The sequence below is a fragment of the Streptomyces sp. NPDC057137 genome (assembly GCF_042670825.1).
Classification (GTDB): Bacteria; Actinomycetota; Actinomycetes; order Streptomycetales; family Streptomycetaceae; genus Streptomyces.
In genome coordinates this window covers 41,723-58,525 of the sequence record NZ_JBHUUW010000036.1, presented here as the reverse complement: position 1 = coordinate 58,525, position 16,803 = coordinate 41,723, and the positions used below count along the sequence as shown (strand labels likewise).

Below are 16,803 nucleotides of genomic sequence, written 5' to 3'. Positions count from 1 at the left end.
CCGCCATCGGCTCCACCGTCAGCACCGCCATCGGCTCCACCGTCAGCACCGCCATCGGCTCCACCGTCAGCACCGCCATCGGCTCCACCGTCAGCACCGCCATCGGCTCCACCGTCAGCGCCACCATCGACACCGCCCGGGTCGCCGCCGCCGACGTCAGCGCCGCCGTCGGCGCCGTCGGTGGTGCCCTCCGTGGCGCCCTCGGTGTCACCGAGGCCGAGGCCGACGTCCAGACCGTCCTGGTTGACATCCGCGTTGGCGCTGAGGCCACCGACATTGACATCGATGCCGACGGCCGAAGCGGCGCCCGCGGCGGTCAGCGAAGCACCGGCGGCGATCACGGCGCCGGCGGCTATCCGCGCTACGCGGATCCGCGTCTTCTTGGTCATGTGCTTGCTACCCCCAGTAGCTAATCGTGAGTGGTGCAGCGTCCGGGGCCGGCCAGTTGGAGGTCCGTGTGTACAGGTCCCCCGATCACACGCGCCCCAGAAATACGCATGCCGCGCGTCACCTTTCCGAGTTTTCACATACGCGTCAAGGTCGTTGCGCGTGCGATGCCCGGATTAAAGCCAGTTGTCCGCCGGGCGAGGGGTAACTGTGACATAAACGGGAACTTCCGCCTCCCGAACGGCAGTTCCTTTGTCGACAAAGCGAGTCCCTTGCCCGAGCCCCGAGTTGGGCTCTGACAAGGGACGGAACCGCCGAGTGATGATCTAGCGTTCCTGCTGCTTGCGCCAGCGAATTCCGGCCTCCAGGAAGCCGTCGATCTCGCCGTCGAGCACGCCCTGGGGATTACCCACCTCGAACTCCGTACGGAGGTCCTTGACCATCTGGTACGGGTGCAGGACGTACGAACGCATCTGATTGCCCCACGAGTTGCCGCCGTCGCCCTTGAGGGCGTCCATCTTGGCCTGCTCCTCCTGGCGGCGGCGTTCGAGCAGCTTCGCCTGAAGCACGTTCATGGCGCTCGCCTTGTTCTGGATCTGCGAGCGTTCGTTCTGGCACGAGACGACGATGCCGGTGGGAATGTGCGTGATCCGGACCGCGGAGTCCGTGGTGTTGACGCCCTGACCGCCGGGGCCCGACGCGCGGTAGACGTCCACGCGCAGCTCGGTCTCGTCGATCTCGACGTGGTCGCTGGACTCGACGACGGGAAGCACCTCGACACCCGCGAACGAGGTCTGGCGGCGCCCCTGGTTGTCGAACGGCGAGATACGGACCAGCCGGTGGGTGCCCTGCTCGACGGAGAGCGTGCCGTAGGCGTACGGCGCCTTGACGACGAAGGTGGTCGACTTGATGCCGGCCTCTTCCGCGTACGACGTCTCGTAGACCTCGGTCGGGTAGTTGTGCCGCTCGGCCCAGCGGATGTACATGCGCTGGAGCTGCTCGGCGAAGTCCGCCGCGTCCACGCCGCCGGCCTCGGCCCGGATGTTGACGAGCGCCTGCCGCTCGTCGTACTCACCGGAGAGGAGGGTACGGACCTCCATCTCGTCCAGTGCCTTCTTCACCGCGACGAGTTCGGCCTCGGCCTCGTGACGGGCGTCGGCGTCGTCCTCGCTCTCGGCCAGTTCGAACATCACCTCGACGTCGTCGATCCGGCCCCTGAGCGCCTCGGTCTTGCGCAGCTCGGCCTGGAGGTGCGACAGCTTGCTGGTGATCTTCTGCGCCGCCTCCGGGTCGTCCCAGAGGGACGGTGCCGCTGCCTGGTCCTCCAGGACGACGATCTCGGCCCTCATCTTGTCGAGGTCAAGGACGGCCTCGATCGACCCCATGGTCGAGGAAAGGGACTTCAGCTCTTCGGATACATCGACGACTGCCACGGACCCAGCCTAACGGCTGACCGGTGAAACCCCGCCGCCGCGGTTGCCGGCCGGCGGCTGACGCGAGGGCGGCGGGAGCGTCGGCCGAGTCGCGCGGCTCGTGCGCCGCGTTTGAGGACACAGCCGGTTGCGGCGGACCTCTCAAGCCCGTCCGGCGATTGAGGACGAACCGGCCACCGGGCCGACCCGGTGAAACCGACCCGGCCTACGGAACCGGCGGAGCCGATCGCGTCGTGCCGCCCCCGGGGGCCACCTCCGCGCCGTCGCTGCTCGTCGCCAGCCAGCCGCCGACGCCGAGGACGGCGATCAGCAGGGCGGCCGTCACACCCAGCGTGATACGGCGTTTACGCACCGCCTCCGCCTTGTGCCGGGCCGATCCGGGCCTGCGCTGGCCGGCCGCGCGGGGGGCCCTGGCCGTGCCGCGCGCACCGCCCGCCAGTTCGTCGGGGGCCGGGACGCGCATGCTCGTGTGGGTGTCGCGGTTGGAGTCGGGGGCCGCTCCGGGGACGAGCGGGACGGCGCCCCGGCGGCGCGGCTGCTCGGCCTCCTGCGACTGCGGGGCGTCGGCGTCGCCGTACGACCGCTCCTCCTCGGTGACCTCCGCGTCGGGCTCGTCCACCTCCAGGGAGGGGATGCCGGCGAGCTGCGGAAGCTGCTCGCGGAGCCGGGCGGCCAGCTCGGAGGCGCGCAGCCGGGAGGCCGGGGCCTTGGCCAGGCACTGGACGAGGAGCTGCCACAGCTCGTCGGGGATGCCGGGCAGCGGCACGACGGTCTCGGTGACATGGCGGCGCAGGACGGCTCCGGGGTGGCCGCCGCCGAAGGGCGTGAAGCCGGCGAGCAGCTCGTACAGGACCGTCGCGAGCGCGTAGATGTCGACGGCGGCGCGCGGCGGCAGGCCCTCGACGATCTCGGGCGCCAGGTAGTCGGGGGTGCCGATGATCCTGGTCGCCTTCGTACGGCGGGGGGTGTCGATCAGCTTGGCGACGCCGAAGTCGGTGAGCAGCGCGGGGTGCGAGCCGCCGGGGCCGATCGGGCCCTCCATGTCGAGCAGGATGTTCTCCGGCTTGACGTCGCGGTGGACGACTCCGGCGGCGTGCGCGGCGGCGAGGCCGTCGGCGACATCGGCGACGACGGCGACCGCGGCCTCGGGGGCGAGCCGGCGTTCGCGGTCGAGACGGGTCCGCAGGTCGGTGCCGCGCACCAGCTCCATGACGAGCGCCAGGTCGTTGCCGTCCACGACGAGGTCGCGGACGGCGACCACCCGCGGGTGGTCGAGTCCGAGCAGTGCGGTGCGTTCCTGCACGAAGCGCCCGACCAGTTCCTGGTCGGAGGCGAGGTCCTCGCGCAGCAGCTTGATGGCGACGGGCCCGTCGGGTCCCTCGCCGAGCCACACCGTGCCGGCGCTGCCCCGCCCCAGGATCTGATGGGCGGTGTACCGGCTGCCGATATTCCGTGCCAAGACTGCTCCCTCAGCGGCTGGCTTTGCCCATCAAAGTACGCGCGTATCGGGGTGTTCAATGCCCGATACCGCGGCAACGTTCACTTCTACGGGGGAATTGATCCCGCAGGAATCGACATAGCGACAGAACATGGCGACAGAAGCGACTGATCAGCACCGGCGCCGGTGGGAGACCCCACCGGCGTCGGCGTCAGTCGGTGTCAGTTGGTTCCGGTGTCGGATCCGGGGTTGGTTCCGGAGTCCGAACCGCCGAGGTCCGAGACCCAGTCCGTCACGGTGTTGTACGTGTCCTTGATCGCGCTCCAGTAGCTCTTGCCCTCGCCGATCCAGTCCTGGAGCGGGGTCAGCTCCCAGATGAGCCAGCTGGCGACGACGAGCAGGACGATCGTGAACAGACAGCCCTTGAGACAGCCGAGGCCGGGGATCCGCATCGGGTTGGCGCTGCCCTGACGGCCCTGACGGCCCTGCCGGGGCTGACGCGGTGCGGGCGGCTGGGGCTGCTGCGGCTGCTGAGGTGCCGGCTGGTGCGGCGGCGCGTACCGCTGCTGTTGCTGCTGCGGGGGCGGTGCGTACCGCTGCTGCTGGGGCTGGTGGGGCTGCGGCGGGTACGGCTGCGGCGGCGGGGCCTGCTGCCGGCGCTGCTGCTGGTGCGGCGGGGGCTGCTGGCCCTGGGGCCGCTGGGGCCTGCGCCTGAGCGGGTCCTGGCTCGGGTCCAGATACTGGACCTGGGTCTGCTCGTTGCGGTCGCGCGCGGCCCTGAGCTGGTTCTGCCAGGGGTGCGGGTCCTCGGGCCGGGGACCGCCGTCGGGACCTTGGCCACCCGCGCCGACCGGCATGACCGACGTCGGGTCGGCCGAGCCGGGCGGGTGCGGCGCGTTCGTCGGCAGGACGCTGGTGGCGGCGCCCGGGTCGTACGATCCCGCGTTGCTCGGCAGGACCTGGGTCGGGTCGGCGGCGCCGGGCTCACCGGGCACGGTGGTGGGCGACGGATCGGGCGCCAGCAGGGCGCCCACGCCCATCGCCGCGTTGACCTGGGCGGAGTTCGAGTGCACGCCGATGCCGGAGGCGACGGTGCGCAGGCCGCGGGCGAGATTCACGGCGCTGGGCCGCTCGGCCGGCTCCTTACGGAGGCAGCGCTCTATGACCGTCCACAGCGGTTCGGGGACGTTGGACGGGCGGCGGGGCTCCTCGCTGAGGTGGCGGTGGAGCACTTCGAGGGCCGTTCCACCCGCGAACGGCGGGCGGCCGGTGACCAGCTCGTACAGCAAGATGCCGGCGCCGTAGATGTCGACGGCGGAGGTCTGCGGACGGCCTTCGGCGGACTCCGGCGCGACGTAGGCGGGCGTGCCGACGAACTCGTGCGTCCGCGTCAGTCCCGGGGAGTCGGCGAGCCGGGCGATGCCGAAGTCGGTCAGCATCGGGTGCAGCTGGTCGCCGTCGTCCTTCAGCAGGACGTTGGCGGGCTTCAGGTCACGGTGTACGACGCCGTCGGCGTGGCTGGCGGCCAGCGCGTCCGCGATCTGGGCCGTGAGCAGCGAGGCCGCGACCGGGCTGAAGGGGCCGTTCTGCCGCAGGTAGTGGTGCAGGTCGGGGCCCTCGACGAGATCCATGACGAGGGCGAGGAGGTCACCCTCGACGACCAGGTCACGGGTCCGCACGATGTTGGGGTGCGTCAGCCGGAGCAGGACGGAGCGCTCGCGCAGGAAGCGCATCACGACGTCCGCGTCGTTCGCCAGCTCCTCCTTGAGGACCTTGATCGCGACGGTCTCGCCGGGCTGCCCGGCCACCGCGGCCTCGGCACCGGCGGTCTCCCGCTGACGGGCGCGCCAGACGGTGCCCGTGGCACCGCGCCCGATGGGCTCCTCCAGGAGGTACTTGCTGCCTACCGGCCGCACGTCATGCGCTCCCTGCTGCTGGTGGTCCTTGCATGGCCCCGGGACTGCCCGGGTGTCCGACCTACTTTAGAGGCCGCGCGTGAGTTCCCGTCGCGGTCATGTTCGAGAGGAAGACGCGCGCCTCCTACGGATGGTTGCCAACCACGTGTACCCACGGGGTCCACGGATGATCCCAACGCGCTCCCAACCATGCACTTTTGCACCCACAGCCGACCATTCAAGATCACTTACCCGTGGTCCGTGGGCGTGTTGTCGGTGGCAGGTGCGAAGATGCCATCCAGCACTCGGTGTGTGGGGTCGTTCGCTCACCGTCCGTGCCGACCTGTACCGGACGATGTGTCGGTGCCGGGTGGGGGGATTGACACAGGGCAGCACCCCTGCCGGGCACCCCGCGCAGAAGGGACCGCTGACGGCGATGCAGATCCGGCTGACCGTCCTCGCGCCGCGCAGCGGCCATCCCGTGGGGCGCGCGTGCGACGTGCTCGTCACCGCCCCGGCGGGGACGGCGCTCGCCACCGTCGCCTCCGCGCTGGCCACGGCCGTCGCCGGCCCCGACGTCTCGGGCGCCGTCGTGCTGTACGCGGGACGGGAGCGGCTGGACGCGCAGCGCCGCACCCTGGGCGAGCCACCGCTGGTGGACGGTGCCGTGCTCTCCCTCCAGGTCCCCGGCGAGGACGACGCGCCCACCGACGACGTCCCGGCCCAGCTCCATGTGGTGGCGGGTCCGGACGCGGGCGGGGTGCATCTGCTGCACGGCGGACAGGTCAGGATCGGCCGCTCGGCCGACGCCGACGTACCGCTCGACGATCCGGACGTCTCACGGCTGCACTGCTCGGTGACGGTGGCCGACGACGGTCATGTCTCGGTGGCGGACCTGCATTCCACGAACGGCACGACGCTCGAAGGCGTACGGGTCGGGTCCCGGCCGGTCCCGCTCCCGGCGGGCGCCCTGCTGCGGCTGGGCGAGTCCGCGCTGCGGCTCACCTCCGGCGGCCGGACGGAGACCCTGGCGACCGCGCCGGACGGCGAGGGGCATCTGCGGATCACGCGCGGAGACGGTGCGGGCGGAGCGGCGGGAAGCGGAACGGCCGGCAGCGGCAGAGCGGGAAGCGGCAGGCCCGCCGCGGGCGAGGGCACGGGTACGAACGCGGCATCCGGCGCGGCGGGACCGGGGACGTACAGCGGCCCGCGGTCCGGCCAGGACTCCGGGGCGTACGGGTCGGGCACCCCCGGCGGCCGGACGGTCCACGCGTACACGCAGGGCGGACACGGCGGCCCCGCCGTCACGCCGCGCGTGCCCGACCCGCGCACCCCCCGCTCGGACGCCGACACCCGGTACGGCGACGCCCTGTACACGCCGGTGCCCGGCGTCGGCGGGCGTCCCGCGCACGACCGGGCCGACAGTGACGAAGCACACGGCGCGGCCGACGACGGCCCGCAGGGACACAGCCGTACGCCGGGCTCCCGCCGCCAGGGCACGCCCATGCGCGGCACGGAGCTGCCCGAAGGACCCGGCAGACGGCGCGGTGGCATAGGAGCCTGGGCCCGCCGGCTGGCCGGCACGCGCGACGAGGAGTTCCCCGACGGCGACGAGGGCGTCCCGGCGGCCTCCTCGCGCCCCCGGAGCCACGCGCCCCGCGACGAGACCTGGCCCGACCCCGCCTCCGTACTGATGACGGCGCTCGGCCCCGGCCCCCGGCTCTGGGAGCGCGGCCCCGGCCACCCCGAATCGCTCGTCCTGCGGCTGGGCACGACGGAGCGCCCGTCGCCCGACGGATCCGGTCCGCTGCCGTCGGTCCCCGTGACCGTGAGCCTGCGCGAGGCCGGTTCGCTGGGTCTCGCGGGCCCCAGGGAGCGGCTGACCGGCCTCGCCAGGTCGGCCGTGGCGCAGCTCGCCGCGCTGCACTCCCCCGCCGATCTGGAGATCGTGCTGGTCAGCGCCGACCGGAACAGAAGCGTGGAGCAGCGCACGCGCGAGTGGGGCTGGCTCGGCTGGCTGCCGCATGTGCGGCCGGCCCACGGCCAGGACTGCCGGCTGCTCCTCGCCTACGACCGGGACCAGGCCACCGCCCGGCTGGGCGAGCTGACGCGCCGGCTGGACGACGGGCCGCTCGGCACGGGGTGGGCGTCGGCCGACAGCAGGTCCGTCGCCGAGGCCGCCGCGCGGTACGAGGGGGCGGCCACCCTGGTGGTCGTGGACGGCGATCCCGGCTCGGCGGCGCTGCGCGAGACCACCGCGCGGCTGGCGGGCGCCGGTTCCGTGGCCGGAGTCCATGTGATCTGTCTCGCCGAGACGGAGGCGGCCTCGCCCGTCTCGCCGGTCGCCGCGACGTACGAGACGGCGTGCGCCGCCTCGGTCGCCTTCCGGGAGTGCGGGGCGGTGGCCCTGTTGAGCGGCGATGTGGCGACGGCGCTGCGGCTGCTCCGTACGGCGGTGGGACAGCCCGCCGGGCACGGCACGGTCGCGACGGTGGACGCGGTGTCCCCGGCGTGGGCCGACCGTTTCGGCCGGGCGCTGGCCCCTCTCCGTACAGAAGCGGGCAGCGCGGCCTCCTCGGGCCGGAGCAGGCAGGCCGTGGCGCTGCCGCGTTCGGCCAGGCTGCTGGACGAGTTGGGGCTGGCGCGGGCGACTCCCGCGTCGCTGATGGCCCGCTGGGCGTCGGCGGCGGGCGGCAGCACCACGGTTCTCGGCACGGGGCCGCACGGCCCGGTGACGGTGGATCTGGTGGAGGAGGGCCCGCATCTGCTGATCGAGGGGCCGCCGGGCAGCGGCCGTTCGGAGCTGCTGCGCGCGGTCGCGGCCTCCCTGGCGGCCGACGGACGCCCGGACAGGCTGGGCCTGCTCCTGGTGGACGGCGCGGGCGGTGAGCGCGGCGAGGGGCTGCTGGCCTGTACGGAACTGCCGCATGTGACCGAGCACTTGGTGGCGTCGGACCCGATCCGGATGCGGGAGTTCGCGCAGGCGCTGGGGGCGGAGCTGAAGCGGCGCGCGGAGGTGCTGGGGCGGCTGGACTTCGCCGAGTGGCACAACAGACGTGAGGTCGCGGAGCGGATGGTGGGCCAGCGCGCGCCGAGCCCCGCCGAGCAGCGTGGCGCGCGGCGTGAGCGCGCCGGGCAGCAGGTGGCGGGACCGGGGACCGCGCAGGGCGCGGACGCCCCGCAGCAACCGCCCACCGGTGGCGGCACGGGCAGCGCAGGCGCGAACAGCGCGGGCTCGAACAGCACGGGCGCGGGCGGCACGTCGGGCGGCAGCACCCTCAGGCTGCGCCAGACCTCCGCCCGTACACGCGGCGAGCCCGGCCCAGGACCCGTCCTCCCGCGCCTCATCGTCCTCGTCGACGACTACGACGCCCTGGTCGCGCCCGCGCTGGGCAGTCCGGGCCGCCCGGCGGCCGGTTCGGTCGTACGGGCCCTGGAGGCGATCGCGCGCGACGGCGAGCGGCTCGGTGTCCATCTGGTCGCCACGTCCGCCCGCCCCGAGCGGACGTCGGAGACGGAGCTGGCGGGCCGGACCCGCCTCCGGGTGGTGCTGGACATGCCGCCGGTCGCGCCCGCCCCGGACGATCCGCTGCCGGGCCGCGGCAGGCTCGGGCATCCGGACGGCCGGGTGACGCCGTTCCAGGGCGGCCGGGTGACCGGCCGGATCCCGCGTACGGCGACGCTGCGCCCCACGGTCGTCCCGCTGGAGTGGGAGCGCATGGGCGATCCGCCGGCCCGTCGGCCGGTGCGCGAGCTGGGCAACGGGCCGACGGATCTGGCCCTGCTCGCAAGTGCCCTGGAAAGGGCGGCCCGTTCGGTGTCCGCGATGCCCGTGGGACCCCTGGGTCGTGTCTGACGGTAACCGTCGCCCGGTCGGCCGCCGGGTGATCTCCGGCCGGCCGCCGGTCGATCGCCGGGTAGTCACCGGTGGCCGCCTCGTGGCCGAAAGCGGACATCCTGAGGTCGGAGCGTGTTCTGGTCCAGACCTCGGCAGGTCGCCATGCCTTCACATCTCTGAAATTACCCCTACGTCCGTAAACGACGTCACGAGCCCATCACGATCTTCGAATTGAAGCCCAAGACAGTATTGCGACCTACGGTCACTGCGCGTAGGACTTACCGCACGGGACAAGGACGGCGTCGTCAGCTCGCTCGGGGCGCCGGTCCGCATGCGTAAACATGCGTCAAGATCCGCACGCTCGATGGAGAGACGGGGCAGTCATGCGTACAACTCTTAATGGCCGCAGGGCATTTGGAGCCGGAGCACGTTCAGCGGCACGAGGGTCACACAGAGCGGCGGTGGCGGCGGTGGTCGTCGGCGCCGTGGTGCTCACCGGCTGTGGTGGCGACTCCGAGGACAAGTCGGACGGTGGGAGCGAGAGCCAGAAGCCCGCGACCACGGTCGAACTGCCCAAATTGGACGGCGAGAAGATCCAGGTCGCCGCGGTGTGGACCGGCCCCGAGCAGGCCAACTTCACCAAGGTCCTCGACGAGTTCGAGAAGCGGACCGGTGCGACGGTCACGTTCGTCCCCGCGCAGGACCCGATCGTCAACTTCCTCGGCACGAAGATCGCCGGCGGCAGCCCGCCCGACGTGGCGATGCTCCCGCAGGTCGGCGCGATCACGCAGGCCGTGGAGAAGAAGTGGGCCAAGCCCGTCGGCGCCGAGGCGAAGGCCCAGCTGTCGAAGAACTACGGCAAGGGCTGGCAGGACCTCGGCGCGGTCGACGGCGAGCAGTACGGCGTGTACTTCAAGGCCGCCAACAAGTCGCTGGTCTGGTACAACAACACGGCCTTCGAGAACGCGGGCGCGGCCGAGCCCAAGACCTGGAAGGACCTGCTGACGACCGCCGAGACGATCTCGGCGTCGGGCGTCGTCCCGGTCTCCGTCGGCGGCGCCGACGGCTGGACGCTCACCGACTGGTTCGAGAACGTCTATCTGTCGCAGGCCGGTCCGGAGAAGTACGACCAGCTGGCCAAGCACGAGATCAAGTGGACCGACCCGTCGGTGGCCACCGCCCTGACGACGCTCGCCGAGCTGTGGGGCAAGCCCACCCTGGTCGCCGGCGGCGCGGACGGCGCGCTCCAGACCGAGTTCCCCGCCTCCGTCACCCAGACCTTCACCGGTGGTGACGTCCCGAAGGCCGCCATGGTGTTCGCCGCGGACTTCGCCGGCGTGAACGTCACCGAGGCCGGTGCCAAGGTCGGCACGGACGCGAAGATCTTCCCCTTCCCGGCCGTTGGCGCCGACTCCCCCGTGGTGACCGGCGGCGACGCCGCCGTGGCGCTCACGGACAGCAAGGGCGCGCAGGCGCTGCTGACCTTCCTGGCGTCCACGGACGCCGCGCAGATCTGGGCGGAGGCCGGCGGCTTCATCTCGCCGAACAAGTCCCTGGACGGCAAGGCGTACCCGAGCGACGTGCAGCGTGACATCGCCAAGGCGCTCATCGACGCCGGTGACGACTTCCGCTTCGACATGTCGGACCAGATGCCGCAGTCGTTCGGCGGTACGCCCGGCAAGGGCGAGTGGAAGGCCCTTCAGGACTTCCTGAAGAACCCGAAGGACGTCAAGGGCGCCCAGCAGCAGCTGGAGTCGGACGCCGCCAAGGCTTACAAGAGCTGACGCGGTGACGTCGGCGACAACAGGGGGTACCGGCACCAAGGTGTCGGCGCCCCCGCCCCCCGCCAAGGGGAAGAAGCGCAAGAGCGTGACGGGCACACGTAAGGGCCTCGCGGTGGCGTTCCTGCTGCCCGCGCTGGTCCTGCTGGGCGCGCTCGTGGTCTACCCGATCGGGTTCTCCGTCTACAGGTCGTTCCTCGACCAGTCCGGCGACAACTTCGCGGGCTTCGACAACTACGTGGAGATATTCACCGAGGACACCATCCGGACCGCGATCAAGAACAACTTGATCTGGGTGGTGGTGGCCCCGACGGTCGCCACCGCGCTCGGTCTGATCTTCGCCGTACTCACCGAACGGGTGCGCTGGGGAACGGCGTTCAAGCTGATCGTCTTCATGCCGATGGCGATCTCGATGCTCGCGTCGGGCATCATCTTCCGGCTCGTGTACGAGCAGGCCCCGGAGCGCGGCATCGCCAACGCCGTCGCCGTGGGCGTGCACGACACGTTCTCCGAGTCGGCCGGATACCCGAAGGCACGCCCGCTGCCGGTGCATCCGCTGAAGGCGGGCGACGCCAAGGGCTCGTTCGTCACCAAGGCGCCGGTCTCGGCGGGCACTCCGGTGCTGCTGCCGCTGGTCGGCGTACCGCCGGGGAAGATGCCGTCCGACGCCGAGCCGGCGAAGGCGGCCCCGAGCGGCGGCGACGAGATCACCGGCACCGCGTGGCTGGACTTCACCAAGGGCGGCGGCGGCAAGCCCAACGTCGTCGACGCCAAGGAACTGGGCCTCGGCGGCCTCAAGATCGAGGCGGTCAAGGACGGCAAGGTCGTCGCCTCGGCCAGCGCCGCCTCCGACGGTACGTTCACCCTGCCGGCCTCGGCCGACGGAGCCGTACTCCAGCTGCCCGAGAGCAACTTCAAGGAGCCGTACAACGGCGTGGACTGGCTCGGCCCGTCCCTCGTCACCCCCGCGATCATCGGCAGCTATCTGTGGATGTGGGCGGGCTTCGCGATGGTGCTGATCGGCGCCGGTCTGGCGAGCATGCCGCGCGAACTCCTGGAGGCCGCGCGGGTCGACGGCGCGAACGAGTGGGACGTGTTCCGCCGGATCACCGTCCCGCTGCTCGCACCGGTCCTGGCCGTCGTCATGGTCACCCTGATGATCAATGTGCTGAAGATCTTCGACCTGGTACTGATCATCGCGCCAGGCTCGTCCCAGGACGACGCGAACGTGCTGGCGCTCCAGCTCTACCGCTCGTCGTTCGGCACGGACGCCAACGTCGGCGTGGGCAGCGCGATCGCCGTATTCCTCCTGCTGCTCGTGATCCCGGTGATGCTCTTCAACATTCGCCGGATGCAGAAGGAGAACCGCCGATGAGTACCACCGACACAGCGGTCAAGGCGAAGCAGCCGCCGCCGGCCGACACGACGGTCAAGGCGAAGCAGTCCCTGCCGGCCCGGATCGCGGCGAAGGCCAGTAGCGGTGTCGTCCAGGTCTTCCTCATCCTGGTCGCCCTGTTCTGGATGATGCCGACGATCGGTCTGCTGATCTCCTCGCTGCGCGGCGGGGCGGACATCGCGGCGAGCGGCTGGTGGGAGGTCTTCACCAAGCCGGCGCAGCTCACCACCGAGAACTACTCGGAGCTGCTCTCCAACGACATCATCACCAACTCCCTCTGGTCCACGGTGATGATCACGGTCCCGTCGACCGTGCTGGTCGTGGTGATCGGCTCGCTCGCCGGTTATGCCTTCGCGTGGATGGACTTCCCCGGTCGCGACTGGTGGTTCATGCTCGTCGTCGGTCTGCTGGTGGTCCCGGTCCAGGTCGCGCTCATCCCGGTCTCCGAACTCTTCGGTGAGATCGGGATCTTCGAGACGACCTTCGGCGTGGTCATGTTCCACGTCGCCTTCGGACTCCCCTTCGCGATCTTCCTTCTCAGGAACTTCTTCGCGGAGATCCCACGGGAGCTCCTGGAGGCGGCCCGGCTCGACGGCGCGGGCGAGATCCGGCTGTTCACCCGGGTCGTGATGCCGCTCGGCGGTCCCGCGATCGCCTCGCTCGGCATCTTCCAGTTCCTCTGGGTCTGGAACGACATGCTGGTGGCCCTGATCTTCGCGGACTCCGAGAATCCACCGATCACGGTCGCGCTCCAGCAGCAGGTACGGCAGTTCGGCAACAACATCGATGTGCTGGCGCCCGGCGCCTTCCTGTCGATGATCATCCCGCTGGCCGTCTTCTTCCTGTTCCAGCGGCAGTTCGTCACGGGGGTCATGGCGGGGGCGGTCAAGTAGGGCCGTTTCGGGCACCCGTTCGACGGGAAAGTACGCCAAAAGGGGCGGGCCGGTTCAACTACCGGCCCGCCCGGCGCATTTGTCCCCCGTATGCCACGTCTGGCGTAACCAGGTCACTCCATCGGCCGTTCCCGAGCCATGGCCCGGTTCAGCATCATCGTCCCCGCGTACAAGGTCCAGGCGTACTTGCAGGAGTGTCTGCGGTCGGTGCTCGACCAGACCTACGAGGATTTCGAACTCATCGCCGTGGACGACGGATCACCCGACGCCTGCGGGACGATCATCGACGAAGTCGCCGCGACCGACCGGCGCGTGGTCGCCGTGCACCTGGCGGAGAACGAGGGCCTCGGCCCCGCCCGTAACGCCGGAATGGCCCGAGCCACCGGTGACTACCTGATCTTCCTCGACGGCGACGACACCCTCACCCCCGGCGCGCTCCAGACCATCGCCGACCGGCTCAAGGAGACGGACGGCCCCGACGTCCTGGTCTACGACTACGCCCGTACGTACTGGTCCGGCGAGGTCGTACGGAACATCCTCGCCGACCTGCTCGACGAGAGCGGCCCCGCGTCCTTCCGACTCACCGACAGGCCGGACCTGTTGAGGGTGCTGATGGTCGTCTGGAACAAGGCGTACAGCCGCGAGTACATCGCCCGCCAGGACTTCACCTTCCCGCCCGGCTACTACGAGGACACGCCCTGGACCTTCCCCGTCCTGATGGCCGCGGACTCGATCACGACGCTCGACCGCGTCTGTGTGCACTACCGGCAGCGGCGCCAGGGCAACATCCTCTCCACCACCAGCCGCAAGCACTTCGACATCTTCGACCAGTACGACCGGGTCTTCGCGTTCATCGACTCACGGCCCGCCCTGGACGACTGGCGGCCCGTGCTGTTCCGGCGGATGCTCGACCACTTCTCCAAACTCGTCGCCGTACGGGGGCGGTTGCCGCGCCGCAGCCGCCCCGAGTTCTTCCGCCGGGCCCGCGCCCACCACCGCCGCCACCGCACCCCGGGCTCCGCGCCGCTGCTGCGGGCCCGGCTGCGCCACACCCTGCTGCGGTTCGGCGCCCACCGCACGTACCGCGCCCTGTGGACGGCGCAGCGCGCGCAGATCGGCGCCCGCCGGGTCGCCACCGCCCTGGGCCGGGCCGTGCGCGCCGGGGCGCTGCAGCTGCACTACCGGATCCAACGGTGCCTGCCGGTACGGGAGAACAGGGCGGTCTTCGCGGCGTACGACGGCCGGGGTTACGCCTGCAACCCGGCGGCCATCGAGGAGAAGGTGCGCGAACTCGCCCCGCACATCGGCACGTCGTGGATCGGCCGCGCCGAGTACCACCACACCGTGCCCACCGCCACCCGCAAGCTGCGCCCCGGCAGCTTCGGCTACTGGACGGCGCTCGCCCGCGACAAGTACCTCGTGAACAACGTCAACTTCGACCGGCGCCTGGTCAAGCGCCCCCAGCAGATCCTCCTCCAGACGCACCACGGCACCCCGCTCAAGTCCATGGGCCTCGACCGCCAGGACCACCCGGCCGCCGCCCGCCGCACCGAGTTCGACCGGCTCCTCGCGGGCGTCGACCAGTGGGACTTCTCCCTCTCCGCGAACCGGCACTCCACCCTCGTCTGGGAGAAGGCCTACCCGGCCGGCCACACGGCGCTCGAATACGGCTATCCGCGCAACGACGTTTTCCAGCGCGCCACTTCGGCCGACGTCGCCCGGCTGCGGGAGTCCCTGGGCATCCCCGAGGGCTTCACGGCCGTGCTGTACGCGCCCACCCAGCGCGACTACCGGCGCACCCCGTACGTCCCGCTGGACCTGGAACGGCTCGCCCAGGCGCTGGGCCCGCGCTTCGTGGTGCTGACCCGCGCCCACCACACGTACGAGGCCCCCCTGCCGCACACCCCGCACCCGCGCATCATCGACGTCTCGGGCCACCACCGGGTCGAGTCGCTGTGCCTGGCCGCCGACGCGCTCATCACGGACTACTCGTCGCTGATGTTCGACTACGTGAATCTGGACCGGCCCGTGGTCATCCACATCGACGACTGGGACGCGTACGAGGCGGCCCGCGGCACCTACTTCGACGTCCGCGCCTTCCCCCCGGGCGCGGTGGCGCGCGACGAGGACGACCTGATCGACATCTTCACGACGGACCACTGGCGCGGCTCCCGCTCGGCCCAACTCCGCGCGGCCTTCCGGGCACGCTTCTGCCCGTACGACGACGGCCTGGCGGCCGAGCGTGTGGTCCGCCGCGTCTTCCTGGGCGAAACGACGGGCCTCCCGACCCCGGTCCCCCTGGAGGACCGCACCCCGGCACCGTCCCCACTGACGCTGCCACAGCAGCGGCACGGGCGGAACATGTCGGAGGTGGGGCGCTGAGCGGGCCGGCCTTCAGCTCCCCGGCGAGTCGTGGTGGTCGAGCAGGCGGGTGAGCAGCCGCACGAGTTGGTCGCGTTCGGCCGGGCTCAGTGGTGCGAGCAGTTCGTCGTGGAGGACGTCCAGGACCTTGTCCAGGCGGCGTAGTTGACGGCGGCCGTCGGCGGAGATCGTGATGATGTTGCGGCGCTGGTCGTCGGGGTCCGGCGCCCGCTCGACGAGGTGACGCCCGGTCAGTTCGTTGAGCACGCCGACCATGTCGCTGCGGTAGATGCCGGTGCGCCTGCTCAGCGTCGACTGGCTGGCCGGTCCGCGGTCCTCCAGCGAGGCGAGCACGGCGTAGTGCCACTTGCGGGCGTCGGACCGGGCCAGCCCTTCGTTGATCAGCCGGTCCGACCGCGTGGACACCTGCGACAACAGCCGGCTCGCTCGTCGGCGCAGTCTGTCGGGCGTCCCGGTCGCGCCGTCGTCGGGCATGTCCACGGCTTCGGCTCCGGTCATGGCGCCCATCCTGTCGTTGCGTTAGTCCAACTAACGATGTACGTTCACTCGCGCCGAAAACGTTAGCGCCACCAACACCAGTTGAGTGAACTCCACGGAAGGAAGATCCGCCATTCCCACCACGTCAGTGCAGATTCCCACCCCGGACGGCCACGCCGACGCTTTCGCCGCCTTCCCCGACGGCGGCGAGCGGCACCCGGGGGTGCTGCTGTACATGGACGCTTTCGGCATGCGGCCCGTGCTGGAGGAGATGGCCCGCGAACTGGCCGGGCACGGGTACTACGTACTCGTCCCCAACGTCTACTACCGGCACGGCCCGGGACCGGTGGTCGAACTCCCCGCGCACATCGGGGAGGACGTCCGGCCCGCGATCATCGAGCGGTTGATGCCCTTCATGCTCGCGCACACCACCGAACGGGTCCTGCGCGACGCCGACGCCTACCTCGCGTTCCTCACCGCCCGGCCCGAGGTCGCCGCGGGACCGGTCGCCGTGACCGGCTACTGCATGGGCGGCCTCTGGGCGATGCGCACCGCGACGGCCCACCCCGACCGGGTGGCCGCCGTCGCCGTCTTCCACCCCGGCTTCCTGGTCACCGACGCGCCCGACAGCCCGCACCGCCACTTCGACGCGCTCACGGCCCACGTACATGTCGGCCTCTCCGAGAACGACATGCCACCCGAGGACATCGGCGAACTCAACCGGGCCCTGGACGCGGCGGGTGTCGGCTACACCACCGAGATCTACCCCGGCACGGTCCACGGCTTCACCATGACCGACACCGACGCGTTCAGCGCCCCCGGGCTGCGGCGCCACTGGGACCGTCTGATCCCTCTGCTCGACGGCGCCCTGGCCGACGGCTGA

Annotated in this window: 11 protein-coding genes; 7 read left to right on the top strand and 4 right to left on the bottom strand. The window is 71.3% G+C overall.

Going from position 1 to position 16,803, the window contains the following annotated elements; all coding sequences use genetic code 11:
- Window positions 1-413, top strand: a 413-nt coding sequence (locus ACFT9I_RS25445) for a hypothetical protein (protein WP_382567795.1), incomplete at its 5' end; no start/stop codon positions are given.
- 300 nt (window positions 414-713) lie between these two features.
- Here the strand turns inward: ACFT9I_RS25445 and prfB are convergent.
- From prfB to ACFT9I_RS25430, 3 genes are all read right to left on the bottom strand, one after another.
- Complete coding sequence (prfB, locus tag ACFT9I_RS25440) at window positions 714-1,820, bottom strand: peptide chain release factor 2 (protein ID WP_382567793.1); 1,107 nt, start codon at window positions 1,818-1,820, stop codon at window positions 714-716.
- Between the two features lie 205 nt (window positions 1,821-2,025).
- Window positions 2,026-3,279 (bottom strand): serine/threonine-protein kinase, encoded by a 1,254-nt coding sequence (locus tag ACFT9I_RS25435; RefSeq protein ID WP_382567791.1) that lies wholly within the window; start codon window positions 3,277-3,279, stop codon window positions 2,026-2,028.
- 200 nt (window positions 3,280-3,479) lie between these two features.
- The gene (locus ACFT9I_RS25430) at window positions 3,480-5,174 is read right to left on the bottom strand and encodes a serine/threonine-protein kinase (RefSeq protein ID WP_382567788.1); all 1,695 of its coding nucleotides are present in this window, start codon (window positions 5,172-5,174) and stop codon (window positions 3,480-3,482) included.
- Between the two features lie 415 nt (window positions 5,175-5,589).
- Here ACFT9I_RS25430 and ACFT9I_RS25425 point away from each other — a divergent pair, with 415 nt between their 5' ends.
- The 5 genes from ACFT9I_RS25425 to ACFT9I_RS25405 all read left to right on the top strand — a co-directional run bounded on the left by ACFT9I_RS25425 (window position 5,590) and on the right by ACFT9I_RS25405 (window position 15,443).
- Window positions 5,590-9,009 (top strand): FHA domain-containing protein, encoded by a 3,420-nt coding sequence (locus ACFT9I_RS25425; protein ID WP_382567828.1) that lies wholly within the window; start codon window positions 5,590-5,592, stop codon window positions 9,007-9,009.
- 365 nt (window positions 9,010-9,374) lie between these two features.
- Window positions 9,375-10,775, top strand: coding sequence for an ABC transporter substrate-binding protein (locus ACFT9I_RS25420; RefSeq protein WP_382567786.1), 1,401 nt, complete (start codon window positions 9,375-9,377; stop codon window positions 10,773-10,775).
- A gap of 4 nt (window positions 10,776-10,779) precedes the next feature.
- Complete coding sequence (locus tag ACFT9I_RS25415; RefSeq protein WP_382567784.1) at window positions 10,780-12,147, top strand: carbohydrate ABC transporter permease; 1,368 nt, start codon at window positions 10,780-10,782, stop codon at window positions 12,145-12,147.
- Window positions 12,144-13,061, top strand: coding sequence for a carbohydrate ABC transporter permease (locus ACFT9I_RS25410; RefSeq protein WP_382567782.1), 918 nt, complete (start codon window positions 12,144-12,146; stop codon window positions 13,059-13,061). Before ACFT9I_RS25415 ends, ACFT9I_RS25410 begins: the two co-directional genes overlap by 4 nt.
- Window positions 13,062-13,199: 138 nt before the next feature.
- Window positions 13,200-15,443, top strand: a complete 2,244-nt coding sequence (locus tag ACFT9I_RS25405) for a CDP-glycerol glycerophosphotransferase family protein (RefSeq protein WP_382567780.1) — start codon at window positions 13,200-13,202, stop codon at window positions 15,441-15,443.
- Window positions 15,444-15,455: 12 nt separating this feature from the next.
- On the opposite strand, the gene ACFT9I_RS25400 is transcribed toward ACFT9I_RS25405, so the two are convergent.
- Window positions 15,456-15,941 (bottom strand): MarR family winged helix-turn-helix transcriptional regulator, encoded by a 486-nt coding sequence (locus tag ACFT9I_RS25400; RefSeq protein ID WP_382567778.1) that lies wholly within the window; start codon window positions 15,939-15,941, stop codon window positions 15,456-15,458.
- 112 nt (window positions 15,942-16,053) lie between these two features.
- Between ACFT9I_RS25400 and ACFT9I_RS25395 the strand changes: the two genes are divergently transcribed.
- Complete coding sequence (locus tag ACFT9I_RS25395) at window positions 16,054-16,803, top strand: dienelactone hydrolase family protein (RefSeq protein WP_382567827.1); 750 nt, start codon at window positions 16,054-16,056, stop codon at window positions 16,801-16,803.

What these genes read in the sequence shown, in the direction of transcription:
- ACFT9I_RS25420 (WP_382567786.1), top strand. Translation starts at nt 9,375, where the DNA reads ATGCGTACAACTCTTAATGGCCGCAGGGCATTTGGAGCCGGAGCACGT.
- ACFT9I_RS25410 (WP_382567782.1), top strand. Translation starts at nt 12,144, where the DNA reads ATGAGTACCACCGACACAGCGGTCAAGGCGAAGCAGCCGCCGCCGGCC.
- ACFT9I_RS25425 (WP_382567828.1), top strand. Translation starts at nt 5,590, where the DNA reads ATGCAGATCCGGCTGACCGTCCTCGCGCCGCGCAGCGGCCATCCCGTG.
- ACFT9I_RS25405 (WP_382567780.1), top strand. Translation starts at nt 13,200, where the DNA reads ATGGCCCGGTTCAGCATCATCGTCCCCGCGTACAAGGTCCAGGCGTAC.
- ACFT9I_RS25400 (WP_382567778.1), bottom strand. Translation starts at nt 15,941, where the DNA reads ATGACCGGAGCCGAAGCCGTGGACATGCCCGACGACGGCGCGACCGGG.